General features: G+C 66.4%; 20 protein-coding genes and 2 pseudogenes. 9 read left to right on the top strand and 13 right to left on the bottom strand.

Annotation, left to right across the window (positions count from 1 at the left end; translation table 11 throughout):
• The first annotated feature begins 574 nt into the window (after window positions 1–574).
• The 7 genes from Q9G87_RS57030 to Q9G87_RS57060 all read left to right on the top strand — a co-directional run bounded on the left by Q9G87_RS57030 (window position 575) and on the right by Q9G87_RS57060 (window position 6797).
• Window positions 575–829, top strand: a complete 255-nt coding sequence (locus Q9G87_RS57030; RefSeq protein WP_305925067.1) for a hypothetical protein — start codon at window positions 575–577, stop codon at window positions 827–829.
• Window positions 772–1632: an SAM-dependent methyltransferase gene (locus tag Q9G87_RS57035; RefSeq protein WP_305925068.1), complete on the top strand. Its 861-nt coding sequence runs from the start codon at window positions 772–774 to the stop codon at window positions 1630–1632. Before Q9G87_RS57030 ends, Q9G87_RS57035 begins: the two co-directional genes overlap by 58 nt.
• Window positions 1633–2218: 586 nt before the next feature.
• Window positions 2219–2926, top strand: a complete 708-nt coding sequence (locus Q9G87_RS57040) for a sulfotransferase family protein (RefSeq protein WP_305925069.1) — start codon at window positions 2219–2221, stop codon at window positions 2924–2926.
• Window positions 2927–2997: 71 nt separating this feature from the next.
• On the top strand, window positions 2998–3852 hold the full coding sequence (locus Q9G87_RS57045; protein WP_305925070.1) for an NmrA family NAD(P)-binding protein: 855 nt from the start codon (window positions 2998–3000) through the stop codon (window positions 3850–3852).
• Between the two features lie 130 nt (window positions 3853–3982).
• Window positions 3983–4342 carry a hypothetical protein gene (locus tag Q9G87_RS57050; protein ID WP_305925071.1) on the top strand — a complete coding sequence of 120 codons (360 nt, stop codon included), beginning with the start codon at window positions 3983–3985 and terminating at the stop codon, window positions 4340–4342.
• A gap of 363 nt (window positions 4343–4705) precedes the next feature.
• Window positions 4706–5329: a hypothetical protein gene (locus tag Q9G87_RS57055; RefSeq protein ID WP_305925072.1), complete on the top strand. Its 624-nt coding sequence runs from the start codon at window positions 4706–4708 to the stop codon at window positions 5327–5329.
• Between the two features lie 205 nt (window positions 5330–5534).
• Window positions 5535–6797, top strand: coding sequence for an MFS transporter (locus tag Q9G87_RS57060; protein WP_305925073.1), 1263 nt, complete (start codon window positions 5535–5537; stop codon window positions 6795–6797).
• Here Q9G87_RS57060 and Q9G87_RS61195 read toward each other — a convergent pair.
• From Q9G87_RS61195 to Q9G87_RS57095, 8 genes and pseudogenes are all read right to left on the bottom strand, one after another.
• Window positions 6730–7062 carry a helix-turn-helix domain-containing protein gene (locus tag Q9G87_RS61195; RefSeq protein WP_371825993.1) on the bottom strand — a complete coding sequence of 111 codons (333 nt, stop codon included), beginning with the start codon at window positions 7060–7062 and terminating at the stop codon, window positions 6730–6732. The two genes, Q9G87_RS57060 and Q9G87_RS61195, sit on opposite strands and share 68 nt — an antisense overlap.
• Before the next feature lies 1 nt (window position 7063).
• Window positions 7064–7189 (bottom strand): hypothetical protein, encoded by a 126-nt coding sequence (locus Q9G87_RS61200; RefSeq protein WP_371825994.1) that lies wholly within the window; start codon window positions 7187–7189, stop codon window positions 7064–7066.
• 100 nt (window positions 7190–7289) lie between these two features.
• Window positions 7290–7530 (bottom strand): annotated as a pseudogene (locus tag Q9G87_RS57070) (IS1380 family transposase); the annotation flags it as partial.
• Between the two features lie 18 nt (window positions 7531–7548).
• Entirely contained in the window at window positions 7549–8253 is a 705-nt protein-coding gene (locus Q9G87_RS57075; RefSeq protein ID WP_305925076.1) for a cytidylate kinase family protein, read from the bottom strand.
• Between the two features lie 20 nt (window positions 8254–8273).
• Complete coding sequence (locus Q9G87_RS57080) at window positions 8274–9098, bottom strand: transposase family protein (protein WP_305925077.1); 825 nt, start codon at window positions 9096–9098, stop codon at window positions 8274–8276.
• 392 nt (window positions 9099–9490) lie between these two features.
• Window positions 9491–9781 carry a hypothetical protein gene (locus Q9G87_RS57085; RefSeq protein WP_305925078.1) on the bottom strand — a complete coding sequence of 97 codons (291 nt, stop codon included), beginning with the start codon at window positions 9779–9781 and terminating at the stop codon, window positions 9491–9493.
• Window positions 9782–9863: 82 nt separating this feature from the next.
• Window positions 9864–10424, bottom strand: coding sequence for a hypothetical protein (locus Q9G87_RS57090; protein ID WP_305925079.1), 561 nt, complete (start codon window positions 10422–10424; stop codon window positions 9864–9866).
• 320 nt (window positions 10425–10744) lie between these two features.
• Window positions 10745–11565 (bottom strand): annotated as a pseudogene (locus tag Q9G87_RS57095) (transposase); the annotation flags it as partial.
• A 395-nt stretch (window positions 11566–11960) separates the two neighbouring features.
• Here Q9G87_RS57095 and Q9G87_RS57100 point away from each other — a divergent pair.
• Together Q9G87_RS57100 and Q9G87_RS57105 are read left to right on the top strand one after the other, a co-directional pair.
• Window positions 11961–12722, top strand: a complete 762-nt coding sequence (locus Q9G87_RS57100; protein ID WP_305925118.1) for an AfsR/SARP family transcriptional regulator — start codon at window positions 11961–11963, stop codon at window positions 12720–12722.
• Between the two features lie 73 nt (window positions 12723–12795).
• A complete protein-coding gene (locus Q9G87_RS57105; protein ID WP_305925080.1) occupies window positions 12796–14718 on the top strand; it encodes a tetratricopeptide repeat protein in 1923 nt (640 codons plus the stop codon).
• A gap of 68 nt (window positions 14719–14786) precedes the next feature.
• Here the strand turns inward: Q9G87_RS57105 and Q9G87_RS57110 are convergent, their stop codons facing one another.
• The 5 genes from Q9G87_RS57110 to Q9G87_RS57125 form a co-directional block, all read right to left on the bottom strand.
• Window positions 14787–15266, bottom strand: coding sequence for a hypothetical protein (locus Q9G87_RS57110; RefSeq protein ID WP_305925081.1), 480 nt, complete (start codon window positions 15264–15266; stop codon window positions 14787–14789).
• A 146-nt stretch (window positions 15267–15412) separates the two neighbouring features.
• The gene (locus tag Q9G87_RS57115) at window positions 15413–15739 is read right to left on the bottom strand and encodes an STAS domain-containing protein (RefSeq protein WP_305925082.1); all 327 of its coding nucleotides are present in this window, start codon (window positions 15737–15739) and stop codon (window positions 15413–15415) included.
• Window positions 15740–15994: 255 nt separating this feature from the next.
• Window positions 15995–16624: a DUF1266 domain-containing protein gene (locus Q9G87_RS61205; RefSeq protein ID WP_371825995.1), complete on the bottom strand. Its 630-nt coding sequence runs from the start codon at window positions 16622–16624 to the stop codon at window positions 15995–15997.
• Entirely contained in the window at window positions 16621–16800 is a 180-nt protein-coding gene (locus tag Q9G87_RS57120; RefSeq protein ID WP_305925083.1) for a DUF1266 domain-containing protein, read from the bottom strand. Before Q9G87_RS57120 ends, Q9G87_RS61205 begins: the two co-directional genes overlap by 4 nt.
• 369 nt (window positions 16801–17169) lie before the next feature.
• Window positions 17170–17463 (bottom strand): hypothetical protein, encoded by a 294-nt coding sequence (locus Q9G87_RS57125; protein WP_305925084.1) that lies wholly within the window; start codon window positions 17461–17463, stop codon window positions 17170–17172.
• Between the last annotated feature and the right edge of the window lie 7 nt (window positions 17464–17470).

Here is a 17470-nt window from a genome sequence, read left to right on the forward strand (position 1 = left end):
CCGCGAACGCGCCGGTCACCGGGGTGTCGGCGGGGACGAGCCAAGGGAGATCACTATGATCGACTACACGACCAGGTGGTCCCTTCCTCGTGGCAACCAGGTGGTCCCTTCTCCCTGGCAAGCGACAGGGCACCCGCGCCTTGGGAGGCGCTGGCGGCGGCGTCGCCATCGCGTTCGTGCTCGAGGTGGTCGGCCAGGGCCAGGCACGGGCACCGCGGTCCCACGAACACACTGTGGCCAGTGTGGCCGTGCCGTGTCGATGGGGGCCACATGTGTATGGCCTCGCAGTGCTCTGGTTGAGATCCAGATCACAATTTCGATGCAGAGGTCACATTGGGCAGGCCTGTGCGCCTCTAGGGGCAATCGCGCACAGGGAGGAGGCTTCTGCCCCTGATGACCGAGACTCCACCAGGTCGAGTCACGCAGACCTTCTCCGCCGGCGGTTCTGACCGTGGCGAACTCGCCCATTGCCGTCTTGGTCCTCGACCTGACCCGGGACGTTGACCAGGCGCCCGACATCTACACCGTCACCAGCCCCGGCAAACTCTCCCAAATCCATTAAAGGAAGATCAAATTGATTCTGGTAACCGATGCGACCGGCGTCATCGGACGCGCGCTGCACGGCCTGACCGCGCTGGCGGTCGTGATTCTGAGCGCGCTCCAGCTCCTCCTCGCGATCCTCGTCCGGCATCCGGAAGGCGGCTCGCCGCGGCTCATCCTCACCGGCACGTTCATGATCGTTCTATCGCTCGCCGTCCTGCTGGCGCAGGTGTGGTCGCGATCGGCGAGCGGTCGCCACCATCTCACGGCAGTGGCGAGAGAAAGGTGAACACGCCATCAGCTTGGGAGTCGCGCATGCCCGGTCTGAACGATCTCATCCGTCCGGAGATTTACCCGTTGTCCTCCACCTACGACCCCGCGTGGCTGGTGAATCTCGACATGGGCCCGAACCCGTTGTGGTTGCTGGAGGACCTGTCGCGCGATCTCGATCTAAAGCCCGGCATGCGGGTGCTGGACCTCGGCTCAGGCATGGGGGCGACCTCGGTGTTCCTCGCCCGGGAGTTCGGCGCAGAGGTCGTGGCCGCCGACCTGTGGATCGGCGCCGAAGTCGCCGAGGCCGTCTTCGCCGAGACCGGGGTGACTGACCAGGTGTCGGCAATCAACGCCGAAGCCCACGCCCTGCCGTTCGAAAAGAACTCTTTCGACGCGATCGTCAGCATCGACGCCTTCGAGTACTTCGGCACGGCCGACAGCTACCTGGCCTACATCACGCGATTCCTCAAGCCCGGGGGACAGCTGGGGATCGCGACTCCCGCCATGACCTCTGAGATTCGCGACCTCGGCGCCATCCCTCCCCACATCAAGGCCGTGATCGGGTGGGAGGCCATCGCGTGGCACACCGCGAAGTGGTGGCGTTTCCACTGGGACATCACCGAGTTGGTCACGGTGACCTCGGCACGGCTACACCAGGACGCCTGGTACGACTGGCTGCTCTGGAGCCGTGTCAGCCTGGAGGCCGGCGCCGGCAGCGACCGAGCAACCCTTGAACAGGTCATCGCCATGCTCGAAGCCGACCAGGGTGAATTCCTCTCATTCGCGCTGGTAACGGCACGCAAGAACGAATCCGCTTAAAGCGCGTTGAGGTTGACGCGTCGTCTCACGTTCCGAGGGGGTGCGTGCGGACTGCACGATGGCTCAGCCGCCGTGGTGGACGGCCTCCAGTACGGCTTCGCCCGCCCTTGCTGAGATGAAGCTCACACTTCCCGGCTAGGCGTCACACCGCGCCCTCCCACCCTCCTCTTATGGCCGACGCGACAAGGAGGAGGATGCGATGCCGCGCACCGTACCCGCGAGCATGTCCCCGACGGGCGCCCGCGAGACCACGTGGATCACCATGTGCAGTAGCAATTGGCCGAACTCTTCGTGGCCGCGGTGTTCGTCGGTGACCTCAACGCGCTCAGGGAGATGCTTGCGCCAGAAACCTTCTGGCAACGGACATGTCCAGCACCGCCGCCCCTCACCCGCCCCACACCGGGACGTCAACGGAGACCCGCCAGCGGTGATCTTCGTGGAGACCTCGACGGTATGGCTCCAGTGAACCGCAACGGCCCACGGTCGATCACCTCGACCCTCGGGGGCGGGACACTCGGCGCTGGCCCTCCACCCTCCTCTGTACGACTCCATCGCAGCAGTCAGTCACAACGAAGGGCAGCACACCATGCTGAAGGTGATCGGCGCGGGATTCCCGCGTACCGGAACATCCTCGATGAAGGCCGCGCTGGAACGCCTCGGATTCGGCCCCTGTTATCACATGTTCGAGATCCTGATGAACCCCAGCCACGTGGACAAGTGGCTCCCCGTCACCACCGGCGTACCGATCGACTGGGATCAGGTGCTCCGCGGCTACCAGTCCACGCAAGACTGGCCCGCCAGTCATTTCTGGCGCGAGCAGGCCGAGGTGTACCCGGACGCGAAGATCATCCTAACCGTGCGTGATCCTCATCGGTGGTATGCGAGCATGCAGGCCCTGATTGCCAACGGTCCAGGCCGGAAGCTCCCGCCGAGCCTGCCCGACCGGGCAGCCGCCGTCTTCGGGGCACTCGCACGCTTCGGCCCGGTCATGGACCACATCGGGCAGTCCGTCTTCGGCGAGGGCTGGCGCTTCAGCGACGGCATGCCCGACGAAGACCTCGCCGTGGATGCCTTCCACCGCCACATCGCCATGGTTCAGGAGAGCCTCCCCGCGGATCGGCTGCTGGTCTTCGACGTCCGCGACGGCTGGGAACCTCTGTGCCGATTCCTCGACGTCGAGGCTCCCGCCGATGAGCCATTCCCGCATCTCAATGATGCCGCGGGGATGCAGAGGCAACTCGACGAGTTGATTTCCGGCGGCATGATCGCCTCCCCATTCGCTCCTGAACGGTGACCAGGTACACAAACCTCTACGCCGTCACCAGCCCCGACAAGCTCTCCAAATCCGCTTAAAGGAAGATCAAAATGATTCTGGTTACCGGAGCCACTGGCATCATTGGACGCCCTCTGACCGGCCTGCTCGCCGATGCAGGCGTCAAGGTCCGCGCCGTCACCCGCAACCCGCAGGCAGCTGGCCTGCCCGACGGTGTCGAGGTCGTCGAGGGCGACTCGGCACGGCCCGAGACGCTCGCCTCCGCTCTGCAAGGCGTCACCGGCTTGTTCCTGCATCCGCGCGCCGTCGGGCTCGCCGCCCAGGAACTGCTGGCGCTCGCCAAGGAACGCGGGGTGCAACGGGTGGCGGTGCTGTCCGCGACCAACGTCGACGACGACCTCGACAAACAGCCGTCCCGGTTCAACGGGGACAGGAACAAGGAGGTCGAGACCGCTGCCGTGGCGAGCGGCCTGGACTGGGTGAGCCTGCGTTCCAGCGCCTTCGCCGTCAACACCCTCCTGGCATGGGGCGGTCAGATCCGTGCCGGCGACGTTGTCCGCGGGCCGTACGCGACCTTCTCCGAAGCACCGATTCACGAACGGGATCTGGCTGCGGTCGCCGTCCGCGCGCTGCTGTCCGATGACCTGCCGGGCCGGAAGCTGAACCTGACCGGCCCTCAGTCCCTCACCCACACGGAGCTGATCACGACCGTCGGGGAGGTGCTCGGCAGGCCGCTGCGCTTTGAGGAGATCCCGCCGGAGGTGGTCAGGCAGGTCATGGTCGGGCAGGGCCTTGCCGAACGGTTCGTCGAGGCGCTGCTGGCCAGATACGCCCTGGGCGCCGGGAAACCGGCACTCGTCACCGGCGAGGTGGAGAAGATCCTTGGCCGTCCCGCGCTCACCTGGTCCGAATGGGTGGCCGACCACGCCGACGCCTTCCGGAACTGACCCACAACACCGGGTGCGCCGACTTGCTCACCCCGACCACTGAGGACATCTCATCATGGCAACGGACCACACGCTCAACGCACGACACGGCGCCTCCGCCCGGAACGCCGTGCCGCGATTCTTTCCGACCATGCGGATCACGGTGACCCTGCAGGCGCTCGCCCTGCTGATCCAGTCGATAACGGCCGGGTTCCTGCTGGCCTCACCCGATGGCCGGATGCTGCACGGCCTCACGGCGCTGGTGGTCGTGTTCACCGGAGCAATCCAGCTCCTTGTCGCGATCCTGGTATGGCGCCCAGGCGGCGGCCCACCGCGATTCATCATCAACAGCGCGTTCCTGCTCGTCCTGTCGATGGCCGAAGCGGCGATCGGCGAAGCCCACGCCCCCGAACTCCACGTACCCCTCGGCGTGCTGCTGTTCGGCGGGAGCATCGTGCTGCTCTCGCAGGTCTGGTCGCAAGGCCGCGGATCGCGCGCCGCCGCGCCATGACGGTATCGAGGCAGCAGGCCCTGCGCGGTGTGCTCGGGCGCCTGCCACCACGTACGGCGCGCTGCGCGGCGGGAAGTGAGGCTCGAGAAGCCGCCTGCGTGCCGTGCGGGATCAGGAAGCTCTGGCGCACGTGCAAGAGCCAGCCAGGCGTACGCCGTTCAAGCCGCTTCTATGACGCTGATCACATTTTGAAGGCATAGGTCACACTCTGCGAACCGTGAGGCTCTACGGAGTGATCGAGGTCTCTGCCGGTGCCGCGTGCGTCGCGGAGTGCGTATGCGCCCGCCAGTTCTGACGCTGAGCGGCCGGGCAGCCGGCAAGGCCTTCGGCAGTAAGCCAGTCACGTCATATGGAGTCCCACGAATGCTCAAGACAGCAAGCGCATCGGCGATCGCGGCAGCCGGATTCGTCCTCGCGGTATCCGGGTGCGGGGCAGGTGAGGTCAGAACCAGTCCCCCTGCGGCCGAGACGTCGGAGCCGGCAGCAGCCCACTCTTCCGATCCGGCGAGCACCCACACTTCGGAGTCGGCGGCCCCGCGCACGTCGAAAACGACAGCAGCCGGTACTGAGCTCAAGGTCGGCGATCGGGCGATCCTGCCTCACACAAAGGGCACCATCGCGATCACCGTGACCGACGTGAGCCCTGGAGATCGGAACGCCTTCCTGCAGCAGTACGGAGAGCGCGCCCGGGACATCGTCCCGTACTACATCCGCTTCACCATTGAGAACGTCGCAGGTGACGATCTGTCGTTCATGTCCTCACCGTCCCTGAGCCTGCTCACCGCAGGAGACAGGTCCACGGGGGCGATCGTGACCGGAAACCTGCCGGGCTGCGAGCGGCGCAACGCTCCGAAAGGCTTCACAGAGGCGGGCGCAACGTTCGAGACCTGTCGCCTGGCCGGCGCCCGTTCCGACGTCGAGATCATCGGCGCGAAATACGACCAGAACAATTACCGCAACAACCCGGTCGAATGGCGAAAAGAGTGATCCGCGACACATCCCCGGCGTAGACGTCACATTTTCGAAGCGCCGCCTCTCATAGGTGTCGGAAATTCCCTCGAACGCAAGCGAATGGAGGTGGCCAATATGTACAACCGCGGATTCATCTGGGAGTGAGAGAGCAATACCGCGGTGGGCTCGCTCAGGTGGTGTGGCGGGCCCGCCGCTTTTCCGGGGGGAAGGATATTGGGATATGGCGACCTATCGCGAGGTGTTCGCGGTGCGAGAGTTCCGGGCGCTCTTTGCCGCTCATTTGCTGTCGCAACTCGGCGATCAGCTGTCCAAGGTGGCCATCTCGGTTCTTGTGTTCGAAACCACCGATTCCGCCTTGTTCGCCGCGGTCGCGTTCGGAGTGAGCTACCTGCCTTGGGTGGTGATCGGCCCTGTGCTGACCACGCTGGCCGACCGGTTCCCACGTCGCAGCGTGATGATCACCTGCGATCTCGCCAGGGCGACGCTGATCGCCATGCTGGCCGTGCCCGGCTTGCCGGTGGGCATGGAGGTGGCGGGGCTGTTCGCGGCTTCGCTCTTCGCGCCCCCGGCGCAGGCGGCCCGCTCTGCGACGATGCCCGAGGTCCTGCCCGGTGACGCCTACGTGGTCGCCAACGGCGTCAGCGCTGTGACGGGGCAACTCGCCCAAGTGATCGGATTCGCCGGCGGCGGCCTGCTCGTTGGCGTGCTGTCACCGCGTGGCGCGCTGCTCGCCGATGCGGCCACGTTCGCGCTCTCGGCAGCGCTGCTATCGGTGTTCCTGGCACGTCGGCGGCCGACGGATCGTTCGGGGAAGACAACGCTGCTTCAGGACACGGCCGGTGGTCTGCGGTTGGTCATGACCGACCGCAGGCTGCGCGCCTACGTGATATTGGCCTGGATCGGCGCGGCGTTCACCGCCGCCCCCGAGGGCCTGATGACGGCATATGCGTCCCATCTGCAGGGCGGCGCGACCATGACGGGCATCCTCCTCGCGGCGATGCCGGCCGGAACGGTGTGCGGTGCGATCGTCTACGGCCGCTTCACCAGGCCGGCCCGCCGGTGGCGACTGCTGCCCGCCATGGCCCTGCTCTCGTGCGCGAGCCTGCTGCCAGTCCTGGCCGACCCGCCGTTGCTCGTCAGCCTGGGCTTCCTCGCCGCCGCGGGGTACGGATCAGCCCACCAGGTGGCACTCAACGCCCGGTTCGTACGAGACGTCCCGCCCAGCCATCGGGGCCGGGCGTTCGGCGTCGCGGTAGCGGGGATGATGGTGGCCATGGGAGGCGCGACAGCGATCGCGGGGGCCATGGCCGACGTCTGGCGCGATCCGCCGATGATCATCGGGCTGTGCGGCCTGGCCGGCGTCGTGACGATGCTGCCGGTGCTGGCCCGCTGGCCACACGAACAGGACCTCTCCCCTACTCCCGCACGCCCACCTTCTCCGCGAGCCGACGCAGCGAGGTCTCCGCGTACCCGTGCTGGGTGAACAACTTGAGTGCGGCTTCCAGCAGCCACTCCGAACGGGACGCGAACGCCCAGATCCGCCTGATCTTGATGAAGGGTGGCGTAGGGGGCGGGGCCGGGCGCGGGTCAGCACGAGCGGGCCAGGCTCGTTCGCTGGAAAGTAGTGATCGGCCAGCGTCACGACCTCGTCGGCACGGGGATGCGCACAGCGCAGTGCAGACACACCCGACGCGTTCGAGTCGTGGGAAGGCCCAGCGCCGGCCGAGGACAGCATGGATCGATGTCATCTCACTCTCCGGCGAGCTCTTTCGTGGCCTCACCCCCCGCGCCAATGATCCGCCGGAGGAAACCGACGAGCAGCTCGAGTTCGGCCTCGCTGTAGTCAGCGCACAGCACGTCCATGCGCTCGTTCATCGGCGCGAAGAGTCTGAAGAGTTCCGCGTTGCGGTCACGGTTGGCTCGAACGGTAACCGCCCGGCGGTCGACGGCTTCTGGATCCCGCTCGCGCGTGATCCAGCCGGCCGGTGATCTCGGCGACCCAGGCGCCGGGCCGGACCTGGCCGTCGGCGTCATAAGGCGAGCGTCCAGGCGCTGTCGAGCAGGCGAAGAATCGCCTGCTGGATACCCTCGGTGATGGTGAACCCGGTGGAGTAGCTCAGCCAGGACAGGAAATCGTGGGTCCCGCCGCCGGAATCGGTGCGGATCAGTGCCTGCCGCCTGCGGTGCTTCCGCTTCGATAGCTGAGACAGTGCCAGCGAGAGGTGGAGCAATTGTCAAATCCTGTGTATCGATGAGTGTGGTCGGACTTCCCAGGTCGGCCGTTGGAGCTGATCGTTGTACACGATGATGTCGGCGTGGTCGGTTGGGCGGGCTGTGGCGAAGTAGAGCTGTTGGGAGGGGATATAGCGGTTGCGCCAGGACCGTTCGATTTCGGCGGTGTCGGCGGTGGATCCGGCCAGCGCTGTGCCTCGGTCCCGGGCGCGATCTACCGTCTGCTCGAATGGGACGGACACGAAGATGCGCAGGTCCCACCGGTCGATGAGTTCTGGGCGCAGGAGGAAGACGCCGTCGAAGAGCAGTACGGCGTCTGCGGGGGCGGTCGTGGCCGGCGGGGACGATGGGGTGTCGGTGTCTCTGTCGTAGACCGCGTGTTGGAACCTTCGGTCTCCGCCTGGGCCCAGCGGATCGAGCAGGACCCGGCACAGCGCGGCGTGGTCGTGGGCGTCGAAGTAGCAGCCTTCGGCCGAGTACTGGCCGCGTCGGTAGCGCTGTGCACGAGGGAAGAGGAAGTCGTCGATGGTCGCGCGGATGACGTCGCGCTCCTGCGCGCGCAGGACGACGGCGAGCTCGTCGGCCAGCGTGGTCTTGCCTGCGGCGGGCGGCCCGTCGATGGCGACCCGCAGCGGGTGCGCGGTCGTGACGGACCTGATCGCCTCGGCCAGCCGACTGATGAGCTCGCCGCGGGTGCCTTGGTCCATTGAGGTAATCCCAGCGACTTTCACCTGATCATTCCGTGCTCGAAGTGGGTGAGAACGAGCGCCGCTTTGGCGAGCTCACCGACTCGGCTGGGGCTGAGGTGGACGTGCTGAAGGGTGCGCCAGCGTTGCTCAAGGAGCGCGAAGCCGCGTTCTCCCAGACAGCGAAGAGAACGAAGAAGCGCATTTCTGGTACGCGTATCAACGTCCAGCTCCCGGCCGTCTGCGGGCTGCTTGACCGGGACGTGGACGCCGGCGCCTGCGCCTTCGTAGCCCGAGTCGGCCAGTACCGGCATGTCCTTGAGATAAGGGCGGATGGTGGCGAGAACCTGTTCTCGCGCGGCGGTGATGTCATGGGTCGACCCGGGCAGGGCGTCGGATATCCATATCGGAAAGCCGCCCGGTGTCATGAGGCCTTGCAGGTTGGCGGCGAAGGCTCGGACTTTGCCGGAGTACCAGGCGTCGATTTCCTTGCCTTTCACGCTGGTCTTCTTCTCGCCGACTCGGTCGATGCTCGTCAGGGTGCCGTCCAGGATCAGGTGTGGCCGGCCGTCGGCCCGGGCGCGATCCAGGGCGTCCTTGAGGTCGGGTGCCTGTTCTGCCAGGACATCGATGACTTCGTTCAGGTATCGGTAGGAGGTCGTGCGCGACAGGCCGAAGCCGCGTCCGAGGTTGGCGATGTCGCCGCCGTTGCGGAACCACACCAGCCCGTAGACCGCCTGCCACCAGGGAGAACTCTTCCGGGTGCCCTTGCGGGTGCCACGCAGCCGACGTTCGGCGCGCAGCAGCCGGGAAAGGTGGGAAACCAGCTCCCTGGGGACGTCGAGGATGGCACGATAAGGAATCACGTGGAGTCCTTCCGATGTTGCAGATCGTAGTCAATCCGCTTCTATCGGGGACTCCACGCCCATGTCAGGGGAACAGCGACCCCTCCACATGCGCTCCGATCACACCGAAAACGCCCGTTATGCCTGCTGGGATTACCTCATTGCTGCCTCTCTCACGGTGTCTCTGTTTAGCACCGCACGTCAGCTGGCCTCGATGTGACTGGAGGGTAGCGGTGTGACAGTCACGGCAGACACGAGGGTCTTTCGAGTCGCTAGGGGGCGAGCAGGGTGCGGAAGAAGTGGCGAGTAGAACCATCGTCGCGAACACGATGTGCGTGTATCACGGCGCGCGATCGGGTCGGGACCAGATGTGCAGGGCAACGTCGCGGCGATGCGACAAGGTGGCGGCGCTTCTAGGTTTGCGTGGAACGAGACGCACCTAAGGATTTCTCGCGGAAAAGGATCATCCAGCCAGGCTTTCTGCCCCATTCTCGTTCGGCCATCGCCAGCAGGTCATAGAGGATCGCTTCGATTGCCACTTCGGCCACTAGCTCCCAATACTCGTCCGAGTCGATCGGGATGCCGGCGCTTCTCATTTCCACGTCCGCACGGATCGCGTCCTTCACTCTTTCTTCGTGAGCGACTCCGAAGCACCACTTAATGGTGAGTTTGTCTGGCGTCCATTTGTCTTCTTTCTCGGCCATATGGAGATGGTATCATCCGAGCAGGTCGCATAACTGCGCAGCTCGAGGCCCAGGGATAACTCCTGGGCCTCGAGGGCGTCTGTTATTTCTTCACGGCCACGTACACCCGGCTCGATGCGGTCCCGTCCAGGTAGCTGCAGCACGAATCTATGATCTGGCCTCGCGAAACTCCGTAATATGTACCCGACTTGCGAATGTGGACGCCGCTGTCTTGCTTTGGGGTGTAGTAGGTCCTAGGCGATCCGGCGGACACCCATTGCGATTGTGCAGATTCCGCCACACGCTGCCCAGGGCCCGATGCGGGCTTACCCAGCGAACCGCCGGCGACGTACATGAGTGCGCCGTCGATTCTAACTATCACCGTTGCGTTGCAGGCGACGCGCGTCTTGTAGATCACGCTGTCGGCGCCGCTGGACCAGTGCGGAGCGTCTGCCTTTCCAACACAGGCGATAGCGGTACCTGCTTTATTGACACCGCCGAACGTAAAGGCAGAGGCGCCGAATTCTTTGAGCTTTTGCGTAGTCCAAGAACTGGCGCTACTCGCCTGGCCGGCTGTGGGTGTTGAAATCATCAGAATCAGGGATGAGACGGTAGTCAGTAACGTCGCCATCAACTTACCAAATCGCTTTCTCTTGATGCTCATCTCTTGCTCCTTGATTCGATCGGCGCGTCAACTAATGCACATCTGATTCATCGGCTGCGTAAGCCATGGCTTATTTAGGGATCTCCTTTCCGCTGCCTCGACTGAGGGCCATAGTGGCTCATGAGACTGAAATGGCACTGAAAAGTTTCTGAACTAGTAGTGGCCCCACCAGTCGGCGTGTCGTACTCCAGGAGCTTGGCGGTCTCGATTCGGGTGACCGTTCCCGCTTCCGGCAGGACCGCGCTGGTGTGCGCCTCCAGTTCGCTTTCGCCATTCATGCCGCCGCTCCGGGTCTTTCGACGAGCTTCGTTGCTGCCGATGAAGATCGTCCCGACGCGGACCGGGGCGGCCAGATGCGGGGAGTTGACCGTGCGCCAGCGAGCCAGCAGCTTGAACGCCATGGCCAGTCCGGCCGCTCGTGAGCCAGGCCCCTTGGTCACCTTGATGCGGCGGCGGCTGGTGGCGCATCCCGCGCCGGGCGAAGTTGCGTAGCAGATCGGCCCACGGCTCAGTCGATTCGCGGTAGCCGTCGGCCAGGGCGATGAGTTCTTGCGGCCGCCGGCACGCACGCCGATCATCACCAGCAGGCACAGGCGCTGCTCCTCCAGTCGGACGTTGACATGAATGCCGTCGGCCCACGCATAGACGTAATCCACGCCCGACAGATCTTGCGCGGCAAAAGCGAGCTGCTCGGCCTTCCACTGCTCGGTCAACCAGGTGATCATCGGTGCTGACAGGCGCGCCGACGAGCCGAGGAACTGCCCGAGGGAGGCGGTGAAGTCACCCGACAACAGGCCGTTCAGGTACAGCAGCGGCAGCACCTCGCTGACCTTGGGCGTCTTGCGGCACCACGGCGGCAGGATCGCTAAGGAGAAGCGCTTGCGCTGGCTAGTGGCCTCGTCGATCGCTCATCGTTGATGCGTGGGGCACGGACCTCGATCGCGCTGGCCGCAGTGAGGATCTCGCGCGGGGCGTGGTGGCCGTTGCGCGCCACCAGGCGTCGACCGTTTTCGCCGCGCTCGTCGGTGAAGGCGGCGATGTAGGCGTCGACCTCAGCTTTCAACGCCTCGGCGAACATGCGGCGGGCGCCCTCTCGGACGAGTTCGTCGATCAGCGCGGCGGTCGCCGTCGGCGGGGTCAGGGACTACGGGGAGCCTTCCCAGCCGACGTTGGCGCGTCGGCCATGCGTGTGAGACCTCAAACGATCATCGGGAAGGTACACCCCTTCCCTGCCGATCCACAGACAGATCTCAAACATTGCTCCTCTGCGAGCACGGCAAGGCGAAGAACTTCTGCGCGAAGACCTCTCTGTGGTCCGGCGTGTGCAAGGCTGAGTACTACTGGCGTGCTCTGTCCCCTGGCTCATGCGTCGATGCAACCATCCTTTCACGCGGCGGTGACTATAGTGACGGCATGATCCGCGATCAGACAGCAGCGATGTCGTGCGGTGTGTGAGGACATGCCGGCACGCGATAGCTCGCCCTCGAAGGCACGCCAGCCTGCCGGGGTGGAGTTCCGGCTGCTGGGCCCGTCGGGATCTGGGCGGGTGACAGATTTCTCGGCCCCTCCGCCCCACAACAGCGCTCGGTGCTGGCGATGCTGCTGCTCAACCCGGGCCGGACGGTTCCACTCGATCGTCTGATGAGGGCGGTCTGGGAGCAGGAGCAGCCCGCCTCGGCGCGCAACGCCGTTCAAGGGTACGTGTCCCGGCTGCGGCGGCTGCTCGCCCGGCTGCCCGAGACCGAGCTGTCCACATCGCCGCCGGGATATCGGCTGGCCCTCGACCCGGCGCGGGTGGACCTGCTGCGCTTCCGCGAGCTGGTGGCCCGTGCGCACGCGAGCGATCCCGACCAGGCGAGCGACCTGTTACTGAAGGCGCTGCGCCTTTGGCACGGGCCACCACCGGCGGACGTCTCCGGCGGATGGCTGCGTGACACGTTGGGAGAGACGCTGGAGGAAGAGCGGCTGAACGCCGTCGAGGAGCGCATCGCGATCGACATAGGCCTGGGCCGGCATCGCGCGGTGCTCGCCGAGCTGCCCCTGCTCATCGGCGAGCATCCGCTGCGGGAACGGCTGGTCGGCCTCACGATGATGGCGCTGCATCGGGACGGCAGGCGGGCGGACGCCCTGGCCGCTTACCGTGACCTGCGCCAGCGGCTGGTCGAGGAGTTGGGTATCGACCCCGGGAGCGAGCTGCAGCAGCTGCATCAAGGATCTTGGAGGAGGACACCGCCGCCGAGAAGGGAAGCGGGCTCGGCGCCGTTCCCGATCACGAGGGCCACCCGGTGGAGGAGTTAGAGTGGGCGCCCGCTCCGCCAGTGCCTGCGGAGCTGCCCACCGACCTGGCCTCTTTACCGGGCGGTGGGCCGAGGTGGCCTGCGCGTACGAGATCCTGCATTCAGGCGGATCGGTCGGGGTCCGGATCTGCCAGATCAGCGGGCCGGGCGGGGTCGGGAAGCCGTCGCTGGCCATCCATGCCACGCACACCGTCGCCGGTGACTATCCCGATGGCCAGCTCTACATCAACCTGCACGGCGTCACCCCCCACGCCAGCCCGGTCGAGCCGACGGAGGCCGTGCGCCGGTTCCTGCGCTCCCTCAGCGTGGCCGACCCCGCCATACCCAGGGATCTGGAGGAGGCCGCGGGCCGCTTTTGGTCGATGACCCACGGCAAGCGCATGCTCGTCATTCTGGACAACGCGCGCGACGCCGCCCAGGTGCGGCCGCTCCTTCCGGGCAGCTCCGGATGCGCAGTGCTGATCATGAGCAGGCGCAGGCTCACCTCCTTCGAGGGCCCCGTCCAGATAGCGCTGGACGTGCTGCCGGACGACGAGGCCCTCGACCTGCTGCGTGCCAGGGTGGGCGAGCAGGCGATCGCCGCCGAGCCCGCCGCGGCGGCCGAGGTGGTACTGCTGTGTGGCGGCCTGCCTCTCGCGTTGTGCCTGGCGGCGGCACGGCTCGACGCCCGGCCGGCCTGGTCGCTCGCGGTCCTGGCCAAGCGACTGGAGAACACCCGGCGCCGGCTGGACGAGCTGCGCTCCGACGACCGGGCAGTCCGGGCCAGCTTCCAGAACGGCTACCAGGATCTGCACGCAGACCCGCAGGGCTGGGCCGCGGCGCGGATGTTCCGGTTGCTGGGCATGCCCGACGGGCCGGACATCAGCCTGTCCGCCGCGGCCGCGCTGGCCGATCTGCCCGAGGAACGAGCGCAGGACCTGCTCGATCATCTGGTCGACGCGCAACTGGTGGACAACTACGCCCCGGACCGCTACCGGCCGCACGACCTGCTGCGGCTGTTCGCACGCGAGCGCGCCGAAGAAGAGGAGAGCCGGCGAGCGCGGCAACTGACCTTCCGCCGGCTCCTGCACCATTACCTCGCCACCACCCGCACGATCACCCGGATGTTGAACAGCAGCAGCGGCACGTGGCGGCTGGAGATCGGGCCACCCGAGCTGGTATGCGCGGGCGTGGCACTGGAGACGAGCGAGGACGTGCAGGCGTGGATCGCCGCGGAGGCGGACAACATCCTGGCGGCCGTCGGCCAGGCTGCGCACACGCCGGTCGCGGACGTGGTGGTGGGCCTGTCCACCACGTTCGCCGCCTTGCTGCACGAGCGGGCTCTCTGGTCCAAGCAGTTCCACCTCGGCGAGCTGGCGCTGTCGGCCGCCGAGCACTTGAACGACACGCTCCACCTCGCCGTCGCGCACGGCGATCTCGGCTGGGCGCACGTCTACATGGGACGCCCGTACGACGCCGTCCGCCACCTGCACAGGTCACGAACCGCTTTCAAACAGGCCGGAATCACCAGCCGCGAGGTAGCGCTGTTCGATCATATCGGGGTCGCCTACAGGAGCGCCGGCCGCTACGACGAGGCCATTGCCTACCACCTGCGCGCTCTCGCCCGCGTCAACGAGGTGGGCAGCCATCTGGCCTACGGGGCGATGCTCGCGCACCTGGGACTGACCTGCCAGCGAGCGGGGGGCGCCTCACCGAGGCCATCGTGGTACACACCCGCTCGATCGCCGCCCTCCAGGAGGCTTGGCGTCAAGGATTACCTCGGAAGCGCCGTCGGGCACCTCGCCGAGGCGCACCGCCTGGCCGGACAAGGGAGGCGGGCTATGTCGGCGAGTTCCGGGAGGCCGGCATCCTGTGGGGGCTGGGCCGCGCGCTCCACGATGCTTAGTGCGGCCCACAGATTGGGATGGGTAGCCGAGGAATCACACAGGATGGTGCCGAGAACGGCTCCCGCCATGGCCGCCCCTCGGCTCTGGCGAGGGCGCGGCTTTATGGCCTGACAGCTCCGGATCTGCGCACGGCGCGCGGACCCGCCGCGCTCGGCCGGGGCTTGTCGGCCTGTAGCCCATCACGGCCGCGCCTCCAGGCACAGCTCGAACCAGATGACGCCGTCCTGGGTGCCCCAGCAGCAGGCCAGCCGCTCCAGCAGCGCGTGCAGGCGTCTAGCCGGCTGCGCCGGCGCGGCGCCGGCCTGGTGTGCGCGTCCGATCTCGCAGCGCAGCAGCCCGTCCTCGGCCCACAGCGTGAGCCGGATCTTGTCCGCGCTGTGCCGCAGGGCGTCGGCGATCAGCTCCCCGGTCAGCAGCGCGGCAGGTTCGGCCGGTGCAGGCAGGCGCCAAGCCGAAAGCCGGGCGGCGACCATCCGACGCGCGGCAGGCATAGCCGAGGGCCGCGCCGACAGCGTCCAAGCCGCCGTCCGCTCCTGGCCCGTCCATCCCGCACGAACGGCCAGGTCATGTCCCATAGCCAGCAGCCCGTTCCAGGACCGGAGCCGCCAGGCAGGCGGAGGCGGCGGCAGGCCGCCCGACGTTGGTTGCGTCTGACACATGGCTCCCACGTTGACCCTTCCCCCGATGGCGTGAGCACACCTCCAGCATGTGCGCCACATCACACCGAACGACATGGGATAAATCCCCATATAGCTACGTAGATGGGGGGTGCGTACATAGCGCACGCGCGCAACTGACGAGGTCGTTAGTGATCGGCCATTCCAGCCGGAACCCGCCCGGCCCCTTGGCCCAGGAAGATGTGGTCCAGGCCGGTGCGGTGCAGGACCTGGGCGCATCGGCCATGCGGCCCGGCCAGCACCACCTCGGCACCGAGCTGCCGCGCTCGCCGATACGCGCCGACCAGCGCGGCCACGCCGTCGAAATCGCAGAACTCCAGCCGCGACAGGTCGATCACGACCACGTCGGGCCGGTCGGCGAGGATACGTCCCATCTGCTCGAAGAAGTCGCCGACGGTGATCGCCCGCAATTCGCCCTGCAGGCCGATCACCGGGCACACGTGCGAGTGCCGCATCCCGATTGTCAGTCCGTCTCGTCGGCCCTGGCCGCGGTCCTCCACCGAAATCACGCCTGAATTCCGAACCCGCCCCACCCCTTACATATCTGTATTCGTCCGATCACAATGAGTGAATCGCCATGATGGCGCACTCGACGTCAGTGCGCCGGCCAAGCGGGACGACATGGACGCCTAAACGCGTGAGCGAAGATTCGGCCGCCCATGCCGTCTCCCACGGACTGACTTCCCCTCCAGTAGTCAGCCGCACATCACCTACATACCAGTAGTCAACTGATTGCAAACAGTGATCCCCCGAAAGATACCCGGTTGGAACTCCGACAGAACTGTTCGTGACCTGGGGAGATAAGGGAAGGTGACGGTCAGTGATGAGGAGCACGAGCATAACCCGGCGGCCGGGCGGCTGCGATCGCTGAGGGACAGCTCTTTCAAGGCGGAGCAGTTGGGGGCGGACCCGCAGTTGATGAGGGCCTTCCGGCGATATGTCGAGCACGCGGGGCAGGCACTGGAAGACCTCCGCGAGGACTGGATACCCGGCGCCCGCTCGTCGTGGATGGGGCAGGAGCCAGGTTCGAATGATTGAGGCTGCAGTAGTCCGGCCACGGCACAACCACCAGACCGCACCAGGATCCCGGGACCCAGCAACGTCACATACATGTTCGTTACGTGGATGCGCAGGTCAGAGCCTGTCATTGGCAAAGCAGCGTTCGGAAAACCGGACGAGGCGTACATGTACCCGAACGCCTCCCCGTCGAAGCGCAGCACCCGGCCCAGGATGTAGCCGGCGGAGTAAGCCTCCCATGTCCGGTACACCTGCCGGGCCAGCTCACCCGCCTTGATCGCCGCCTGTTCCGCCTCGTAAGGCTCCGCGAAGTGGGCGCTCAACCCCAGCGTGCGAAGTTCACCGCTCGGCCGAGGTCGTAGCCGAGGGCCGAGGTCACGAAGCTCTCGGGTGGCAGGATGCCGTCGGCGCGGAAGCGCTCCTCGTACCGCGTGATCTTCCCGATCAGCTGCATCAGGGCGTCGATGCCGGGCCGGCTCATGCCCCTCTGGGAGAGCACGCCCGCCACGGTCCGCTGCCACACGGACGGGTCCCGGTGCGAGCCTGGGTACTACCGGGCGAGATCGTTCCTCAGCCTCAGCAGGAATTCGGGCTCGGCCGGGCTGTTGCGTCCCTCCAGCAGCGCCATCACCTGGACCTGCCACTTGGGCCGATCGGTGACGCCTCAGGACTCGCGGAGCGTCTCGACGTCCCCCTCGTAGCCGGTGTAGACGTCGCCGACCTCGGTCCAGATCATCCCGTTGTGCACGGCGAGGTGTGCGCCGCAGGCCAGCCCGTGCGCGAGCGGCCCGTGCAGCGGCCCGGTGTACCTGGTGAGCAGTCGATCGGCGTTGTGCCCCTTCTTCAGGACGTTCTTCTTCAGGGACTTTCAGTGTCGGCGGTTGCGCTTGGCGTCGGGGAAGTACGTCCCCGATGGGCTGCCCGGGTTGACCAGCAATCCTTGCAACTTGCCGCCCCACCATTCCTCTGGCGGGAAGGGCAGCGAGACCACACAGGCGACGGCGCCGGGCCGTCTTTTCGGCAGCTCACCCCGGGTGTGGACGACCAGGCAGTCCTCGCCTTCCGGTCCTTGCTCGGTCAGCCAGTCCACGACCAGCTTCCGGGCGTCGACCTTGTCCTTCGGCTTGTAGGAGAAGGTGTCGACGCTCAGCAGGATGGTCACGTAGCCG

This window comes from Nonomuraea turcica (genome assembly GCF_030718205.1).
GTDB lineage: Bacteria > Actinomycetota > Actinomycetes > Streptosporangiales > Streptosporangiaceae > Nonomuraea.

Excerpts from the sequence above, each read along its gene's own strand:
- Q9G87_RS57060 (WP_305925073.1), top strand. The coding sequence starts at position 5,535 with ATGGCGACCTATCGCGAGGTGTTCGCGGTGCGAGAGTTCCGGGCGCTC.
- Q9G87_RS61200 (WP_371825994.1), bottom strand. The coding sequence starts at position 7,189 with ATGAACGAGCGCATGGACGTGCTGTGCGCTGACTACAGCGAGGCCGAA.
- Q9G87_RS57050 (WP_305925071.1), top strand. The coding sequence starts at position 3,983 with ATGCGGATCACGGTGACCCTGCAGGCGCTCGCCCTGCTGATCCAGTCG.
- Q9G87_RS57040 (WP_305925069.1), top strand. The coding sequence starts at position 2,219 with ATGCTGAAGGTGATCGGCGCGGGATTCCCGCGTACCGGAACATCCTCG.
- Q9G87_RS57090 (WP_305925079.1), bottom strand. The coding sequence starts at position 10,424 with ATGAGCATCAAGAGAAAGCGATTTGGTAAGTTGATGGCGACGTTACTG.
- Q9G87_RS57075 (WP_305925076.1), bottom strand. The coding sequence starts at position 8,253 with ATGGACCAAGGCACCCGCGGCGAGCTCATCAGTCGGCTGGCCGAGGCG.
- Q9G87_RS57045 (WP_305925070.1), top strand. The coding sequence starts at position 2,998 with ATGATTCTGGTTACCGGAGCCACTGGCATCATTGGACGCCCTCTGACC.
- Q9G87_RS57055 (WP_305925072.1), top strand. The coding sequence starts at position 4,706 with ATGCTCAAGACAGCAAGCGCATCGGCGATCGCGGCAGCCGGATTCGTC.
- Q9G87_RS57110 (WP_305925081.1), bottom strand. The coding sequence starts at position 15,266 with ATGTGTCAGACGCAACCAACGTCGGGCGGCCTGCCGCCGCCTCCGCCT.
- Q9G87_RS57085 (WP_305925078.1), bottom strand. The coding sequence starts at position 9,781 with ATGGCCGAGAAAGAAGACAAATGGACGCCAGACAAACTCACCATTAAG.
- Q9G87_RS61195 (WP_371825993.1), bottom strand. The coding sequence starts at position 7,062 with ATGACATCGATCCATGCTGTCCTCGGCCGGCGCTGGGCCTTCCCACGA.
- Q9G87_RS57115 (WP_305925082.1), bottom strand. The coding sequence starts at position 15,739 with ATGCGGCACTCGCACGTGTGCCCGGTGATCGGCCTGCAGGGCGAATTG.